The sequence below is a fragment of the Novosphingobium organovorum genome, from assembly GCF_022832435.1.
GTDB lineage: Bacteria > Pseudomonadota > Alphaproteobacteria > Sphingomonadales > Sphingomonadaceae > Novosphingobium > Novosphingobium organovorum.
Genome location: NZ_JALHLF010000220.1, coordinates 1 through 2,294, shown reverse-complemented (window position 1 = coordinate 2,294; position 2,294 = coordinate 1). Strand labels below are relative to the sequence as shown.

The window sequence follows — 2,294 nt, the reverse complement described above, 5'->3', positions numbered from 1 at the left end:
GGGGCGAGCGGGGGGGCCGTTGCGTCGGGGGCGGCAAGGAAGAGGCGTTCGGGCGCGGGCGGGGGAGCGGGCGGCGCCGAGGCGAGATACTGGCCAAAGGCGCTGTCGTTCTGGCACAGCGGGCAGGTGGACGCGTCGTGCCGGTCGCCCGGTGTGCGGTGCGAGAGGGTGGTCCTGGCCTCGGCGCGCCCGGACTGTGCGTCCGGCACGTGCGCCCGCGCGGTTTCAGCGCGATCTGGTTCGGTGTGGTCGAGCGCGTGGATGCGCACGGCTTCGCCCTGCGCGAGCAGCAGCGCCAGCACGATCGCCCCCAGGACGCCCAGCCAGCCCGAAAACCAACCGGACAGCCAGCCGCTGCGGCACGGCGCTTTCGCGCGGGGCAGCGATGATCCGGAGGCTGGGGGCACGAAAGGTCCGATCGGCGGCTGGAGGCAGGAAGCGGGCGCTACACGATCAGATACGTTACCACATATCATTGTGTCAATCGCTGCGCTGCACAAAACCGCGCGGGAGCCTGGGGGCGGGAAAACGGGGGGAGCGAAGAGAGAAAAGCGGGGGAGAGGGCCGCACCGGGAAAGGTGCGGCCCTTGCGCCTGTCACCAGGCCGTCGCCCCCGCATCGACGCTGATGTCCGCGCCGGTGACGTAGCGGCTCTCCGAACTGGCGAGCCAGGTCGCGCACCAGGCCACGTCCTCGGGTTCGCCGAGGGTCTTGAGCATGTTCTTGGCGAGCACCTGCCGTTCGAACGCCGGATCGGCGGCGAGATGGCGCGCGGTCGCCGCGGTCTTGATGAAGCCGGGGGCAATGGTGTTGGCGCGGATCGCGTGGGGCGCGCCTTCCATCGCCAGTTGCCGGGTCATCGCCAGCACCCCGCCCTTGCCCGCGCAATGGGCAAGCGCGGGCGAGCCTTCGAGCGCGTGGTGCGCGTTGGCCGAGGCGAAGTTGATGACGCTGGCGCCGATCCCCGCGCCGCGGCTGGCCTTGAGCCAGGGCCAGGCGGCGCGGGTGGGCAGGAACACGATGTCGAGTTCGCCCGCCAGCGTGGTCTTCCACTCAGCGTAGCTCATCGCCTCGATCCACGCGAAGTGGGCAAAGGCCGCCGCGTTGACCAGCACGTCGATCCGCCCGTGCTCGCCTCCGATCGCGGCGAAGAGCGCGGTGACCGCCGTCTCGTCGGTCAGGTCGCAGGCGTGGTCGGCACCCGCGCGATCGATGCCGATCACCAGGGCGCCTTCCTCGCGGAAGATCCGCGCGATGCCTTCGCCGATGCCGTTCGCAGCGCCGGTGACCAGCGCGATGCGTCCCTTCAGGCGATCCGCCATGCCGTGCCCTCCCTGGCTTTGCGCGTGCGGCTCACTGGCCACCCTCGGGCGTGGTCCAGGGCGAACGCGCGCCGATCGGGCCGAGCTTTTCGAGCAGGTGCATGCCCTGGAGCTTGCCGTCGTAGTAGCGCTGCATCTGCGCGACGGTGATCGAGGCGGGCATCGGGGTCACTTCGGGCTGCTTGCCGTACTTGCCCGTGGCGCGCTGCGCGGTGAGCAGGTCGATGTAGGGCTGGGCCATGGCATCGGGCACGAAAGCCGAGGTGGTGGGATGGGTGATGAGGTAGGGCTTCACTTCGCCGGTCATCGTGCCGATCGAGATGACGATGCCCTGCTGGGTGTCGACGATGTCGGTGCGCGCGTCGGGATCGGTCGGGCGGAACGGGGGCGCGCCGCAGGGGATCGGCACCGAACCGTCGGGATTGGCGGGCAGGTGCGGCCCGCCGCCGCCCACGACTTCGAGCACTTCGGGGTCTTCGGCGACCTTGGTGCCGTTTTCCATCATGCGGCAGCCGTCGGCGGGGGGCGGGCCGTCGATCGCGGTGTCGAAGATCGACTGTCCGGCTTTCAGCAGATCGGCGCGCGACAGCAGGCGCGCGGGCGCGACCTTCTGCGTCCAGGCTTCGGGCAGATGGGCCAGGTCTTCTGGCCCGAACATGAAGCCGCCGTCGCTGCGCGAACGGTTGACGTAAAGCTCGATCTCGTCGATCGCGCCGCCCGCTTCCCTGATCCGGCCGAACAGCAGCGCGTGGTGCGCGCCTTCGAGCACGTCGACCATGAGGAACAGCTGGCGGGTCTGCGGATCGATCACGTAGAACGGCTTGGCGGCGCGCGTCGCGGTACGCCAGATGGTGAGCATGGCGAGCGCGCCGGGCACGCCGTTCTCGGTCGCGCGGTAATGCGCGGCGACGGGGGCGGCGGCCGGGTTCTGGCCGACGATCGAGGCCAGCAGGCCATCGCCCAGGCGGGCGA

The 2,294-nt window shown here is 70.6% G+C and carries 3 protein-coding genes; all 3 read right to left on the bottom strand.

Annotation, left to right across the window (positions count from 1 at the left end):
• Positions 1-407: hypothetical protein (locus MTR62_RS20815; protein WP_244024552.1), on the bottom strand; the 407-nt coding region annotated here is incomplete at its 3' end.
• A 189-nt stretch (positions 408-596) separates the two neighbouring features.
• A complete protein-coding gene (locus tag MTR62_RS20810; protein WP_244024550.1) occupies positions 597-1,322 on the bottom strand; it encodes an SDR family NAD(P)-dependent oxidoreductase in 726 nt (241 codons plus the stop codon).
• Between the two features lie 31 nt (positions 1,323-1,353).
• Positions 1,354-2,294, bottom strand: a 941-nt coding sequence (locus MTR62_RS20805) for a hypothetical protein (protein WP_244024549.1), incomplete at its 5' end; no start/stop codon positions are given.